This is a genomic window from Amycolatopsis sp. SID8362, from assembly GCF_010550475.1.
Lineage (GTDB): Bacteria > Actinomycetota > Actinomycetes > Mycobacteriales > Pseudonocardiaceae > Amycolatopsis > Amycolatopsis eburnea.
In genome coordinates, this window is the sequence record NZ_JAAGNB010001783.1 from 1 (window position 1) to 4384 (window position 4384).

The 4384-nt window shown below is 73.1% G+C and carries 5 protein-coding genes and 1 pseudogene; all 6 read left to right on the forward strand.

The features are described from left to right. Positions 1–641: FAD-dependent oxidoreductase (locus G3I65_RS54655; protein ID WP_160704350.1), on the forward strand; the 641-nt coding region annotated here is incomplete at its 5' end. Next, positions 638–1300 (forward strand): phosphonatase-like hydrolase, encoded by a 663-nt coding sequence (locus G3I65_RS54660; protein WP_309236115.1) that lies wholly within the window; start codon positions 638–640, stop codon positions 1298–1300. The genes G3I65_RS54655 and G3I65_RS54660, both read left to right, overlap by 4 nt. Beyond that, positions 1297–2304 carry a 2-aminoethylphosphonate ABC transporter substrate-binding protein gene (locus tag G3I65_RS54665; RefSeq protein ID WP_160704352.1) on the forward strand — a complete coding sequence of 336 codons (1008 nt, stop codon included), beginning with the start codon at positions 1297–1299 and terminating at the stop codon, positions 2302–2304. The genes G3I65_RS54660 and G3I65_RS54665 overlap by 4 nt, the downstream gene beginning before the upstream one ends. Further along, a complete protein-coding gene (locus G3I65_RS54670; protein ID WP_160704353.1) occupies positions 2301–3350 on the forward strand; it encodes an ABC transporter ATP-binding protein in 1050 nt (349 codons plus the stop codon). The genes G3I65_RS54665 and G3I65_RS54670 overlap by 4 nt, the downstream gene beginning before the upstream one ends. Then, positions 3347–4180, forward strand: a complete 834-nt coding sequence (locus G3I65_RS54675; RefSeq protein WP_160704355.1) for a 2-aminoethylphosphonate ABC transporter permease subunit — start codon at positions 3347–3349, stop codon at positions 4178–4180. Before G3I65_RS54670 ends, G3I65_RS54675 begins: the two co-directional genes overlap by 4 nt. Beyond that, positions 4158–4384, forward strand: a pseudogene (locus G3I65_RS54680) (phosphonate ABC transporter permease); the annotation flags it as partial. The gene G3I65_RS54675 and the pseudogene G3I65_RS54680, both read left to right, overlap by 23 nt.

Below are 4384 nucleotides of genomic sequence, written 5' to 3' on the forward strand. Positions count from 1 at the left end.
GCTACACCTGGCGGCCCGGGCGCGAGGTCCGGCACCTGAACGCCACCGGCGTCGTCGACGACCACGGCGAGCGGCACGACGGCGACGTCGTCCTGTTCTGCACCGGCGCCCGGACCGGCGGCCTGGTGCGCGAGCTGGCCGGCGACCCGCCGGTGCGGCGCGTGCGGCTGCAGATGGCCCAGACCGAACCGCTCGGCGAGCAGCTCACCACGAGCGTCGCCGACGGCGACAGCTTCCGCTACTACCCGGCCTACCGCGGCGCCGCGCTCGACGCGCTGGCGGAAACCCAGCCCCAGGGCGACGTCGCCGCCGCCCACCGCATGCAGCTGCTGCTCGTCCAGCGGCTCGACGGCTCGCTCACCATCGGTGACACCCACGAGTACGACGAGCCGTTCGCCTTCGACGTCACCGAGGACCCCTACGCGCACCTCGCCGACGTCGCCGGGGCCCTGCTCGGGCGCCCGCTGCCGCCGCTCCGCCGCCGCTGGGCCGGGGTGTACGCGCAGACCGCCGACCCCGGCCGGATCGTGCACCGCGCGCGCGTCGCGGACAACGCCTTCCTGGTCACCGGGCCGGGCGGGCGCGGCATGACCTGCTCGCCCGCCATCGCCGAAGACACCGCCGAGGAGCTGGACCTGTGACCCCCGAACTCGTCGTGCTCGACATGGCGGGCACGACCGTCGCCGACGACGGCCTCGTCGTGCGGGCCTTCACCGAAGCCATCCGCGCCGTCGGCGTCCCGGACGAGCGCTACCCCGAGATGCTGCAGTACGTCCTCGACACCATGGGCCAGTCGAAGATCGCCGTCTTCCGCGCCCTCCTCGGCGAGGAAAGCCAAGCGCGGCAAGCGAACGCGGCCTTCGAGGCCGCCTACGGGAAGCTGGTGGGGGAGAGCAAGCCGATCCCCGGCGCCGAAGCCGTCGTCCGCGGCCTGCGCGAGAACGGCGTGAAGGTCGCCTTCACCACCGGTTTCGCGCCCGCGACCCAGCAGGCCATCCTCGACGCCCTCGGCTGGCGCGACCTCGCCGACCTCGCGCTCGCGCCCGGCGACGGGGTCCGCGGCCGCCCGTTCCCCGACCTTGTCCTCGCCGCCGCGCTGCGGCTCGAAGTCACCGACGTGCGGCGGATCGCCGTCGTCGGCGACACCGCTTCGGACGTCCTGTGCGGCCTGCGCTCGGGCGCGTCCGTCGTCGCGGGCGTGCTCACCGGAGCCGGCCGCCGCGAAGACCTCGCCGACGCCACCCACGTCCTCGACTCCGTCTCCGACCTCCCCGCCGTGCTCGAAGGAGAACCCCGATGAAGAAGACCCTGGCCACCGTCCTCGCGGTGGCGCTGACCGCCCTGCTCGCCGCGTGCGGGGGCACCGGCGCCGCGTCCGGCGGCGGCAAGACCGTCACCGTGTACACAGTGGACGGATTGGAAGACTGGTACACCGCCCGGTTCGCCGAGTTCAAGCAGCAGACCGGCATCACGGTCCAGGCCGTCACCGCCGGCTCCGGCGAGGTCGCTTCGCGCGTGGAGAAGGAAAAAGCCAACACCCAGGCCGACGTCCTCGTCACGCTGCCGCCGTTCATCCAGCGCGTCGCCGGCCTGCTGCAGCCCTACACCCCGCGGGGTGCGGACCAGGTGTCCGACAAGGACCCGCAGGGCCGCTTTTCCGCGATGATGAACAACTACCTCAGCTTCATCCGCAACCCGGCGGCCACGCCGAAGACCTGGGACGACCTCCTCGACCCGAAGCTCAAGGGCAAGGTCCAGTACTCGACGCCCGGCGAGGCGGGCGACGGCACCGCCGTGCTCCTGCAGCTGCAGCACGTCCTCGGCGAGCAGGGCGCGCTGGACTACCTCGGCAAGCTCGAAGCGAACAACGCCGGGCCGTCGTCCTCCACCGGCAAGCTGCAGCCGAAGGTGGCCAAGGGCGAGCTGCTGGTGGCCAACGGCGACGTCCAGATGAACCTCGCCGAAATCGCCAAGAGCGGCGGCTTCGAGGTGTTCTTCCCGGCCGACGCGCAGGGCAAGCGCTCGACGTTCGCGCTGCCGTACTACGCCGGGCTCGTGACGAACGCGCCGCACGCCGAAGAAGCGAAGAAGCTCCTCGATTTCCTGTTCTCGCCGGAGGTCCAGGCCAAGGCCGCCGACGCGTACGGCATCCCGGCCCGCGCCGACGTCACCGCGACCGGCGCCAACGCGGCGAAGATCAAGGCCGCGCTCGACGGTGTCGAGATCTGGCACCCGGACTGGACCGCGGTGCTCGGCAAGCTCGACGCCGACCTGGCCGCGTACAAGAAGGCCGTCGGCCGGTGACGCCGTCCGTCGAGTTCCGCGGGGTCTCCGTCCACTTCGGACGGACGACCGCGCTGGACTCCCTCGACCTCGCGGTCGGCCGCGGGGAAACCCTCGCGCTGCTCGGGCCGTCCGGCTCCGGCAAGTCCACGGCGCTCAAGGCGCTCGCCGGGTTCGTGCGGCCCAGCGCGGGCCGGGTGTTCCTGAACGGCGAGGACGTCACGGACCTGCCGCCGCACCGGCGCGGTCTCGGCGTCGTCGTCCAGAGTTACGCGCTGTTCCCGCACCTGCGCGTCGCGGGCAACGTCGCTTTCGGACTCAACGCGCGGCGGTGGCCGCGGGCCGACGTCGCCGCGCGGGTCGCCGAAGTCCTCGACCTGGTCGGGATGGGCGGCTACGCCCGCCGGTTCCCGCGCGAGCTGTCCGGCGGGCAGCAGCAGCGGGTCGCGCTGGCCAGGGCACTGGCCATCCGGCCCGACGTCCTGCTGCTCGACGAGCCACTGTCCGCTTTGGACGCCGCACTGCGCGAGGACATGATCGCGGAACTGCTGCGGCTGCGCGCCGAACTGCCGGACACCACGCTCGTCTACGTCACCCACGACCAGGGCGAAGCGCTCGCGCTGGCCGACCGGATCGCCGTCATGCGCGACTCGCGACTCGTCGAAACCGGTCCCTGCGAACAGCTTTACCGGCGGCCCGGCTCGGAGTTCACCGCGAGCTTCCTCGGCGCGGCCAACCTCATCCCGGTCGACCTGGTCCGCGCCGGGTCCCCGGCGACCGTCCGGCTCGGCGAGCGCGAGCTGACCGCCGAGCCGACCGGCGCGCTCGGCGCCGGCCCGGTCGCGCTCGGCGTGCGCCCGCACCGCGTCGGCGTCGGCGAGCCGGCCGCGGGCACGCTCCCGGCGCTGGTCAAGGCCGTGCAGTGGCGCGGCACCGGCTACCGCCTGGACCTGGTGCTGGCGACCGGCACGACGATCCGGGCCGAGGTCCCCGAGGCGTTCGCCGTCGGCACGGCGGTCGGGGTGTCCATCCCGGACGGCTGCCCGCTGGTCGGAGCCGGCTCGTGAGTGTTCAGTCGGGTTCTAACCCGACCGAACACTCACGACCGGGCTCGCTGTGGGTGCTGCCGCCGCTCGTGGTCGTCGTGGTGTTCTTCGGGTATCCGCTGGTGCTCGTCGCCGGGCAGTCGCTGACCACGGACAGCGGGCTCGGGTTCGCGGTCTGGGCCGAGGTGCTCGGCTCGGCGGAGTTCCGCGACGCGGCGCTCCAGACGGTGCTGCTCGCGCTCGGCTCCACCGCCGGCTGCGTCGTGCTCGGCACGTTCCTCGCGCTGGTCATCGCGTTCGTCCCGTTCCCCGGCGCGCGAACGCTGTCCCGGCTGGCCGACACGGTGCTCGCGTTCCCGTCGTTCCTCATCGCGCTGGCGTTCACGTTCCTCTACGGCAGCGCGGGCGTGCTCGGCGCGGGCGGGTTCCTGTACTCGCCGTGGGGCGTGCTGCTGGCCGAGATCACGTTCTACACGCCGTTCGTGCTGCGGCCGGCCTTGGCGGCGTTCGGCCAGATCCCCGGCGTGCACCTGGACGTCGCGGCGTCGCTGGGCGCGCGCCCGGGCCGGGTGCTCGGGCGGGTGGTGCTGCCCGCGGCGCTGCCGTCGCTGGCGTCGGGCGCCTGTCTGACGCTGCTGCTCGCGCTCAACGAGTTCGGCATCGTGCTGTTCCTCGGCGCGAAGGGCGTCACGACGTTGCCGATGCTGGTGTACGGCAAGGGGATCGTCACGTTCGACTTCCCGGCGGCGAGCGTCGTCGCGCTGGTCGACGTCGTGCTTTCGCTGCTGTTGTACGGGTGTTACCGGGTGCTGGCGGGAAGGGGTCGCGGTGCTGCTGTGGACGCGGCGTAGCAAGGTGCTGCTGTGGCTGGTGTTCGGCGTGGTCTTCGCGGTCGTCGTCGCGGCCCCGCTGGTGATGATCGTGCTCGCGTCGTTCGCCGGGCACTGGACGGGCGTGCTGCCGGGCGGGCTCACCCTCGGCCACTACGCGGACGCGCTGGCGGGGGAGACGTTCGCGAGCCTGGCGGTGAGCGTCCAGACCGGCGTGCTCGCGGG

Bases quoted from the DNA above. Each gene is read 5' to 3' on its own strand.
- G3I65_RS54665 (WP_160704352.1), top strand. From the start codon at position 1,297: ATGAAGAAGACCCTGGCCACCGTCCTCGCGGTGGCGCTGACCGCCCTG.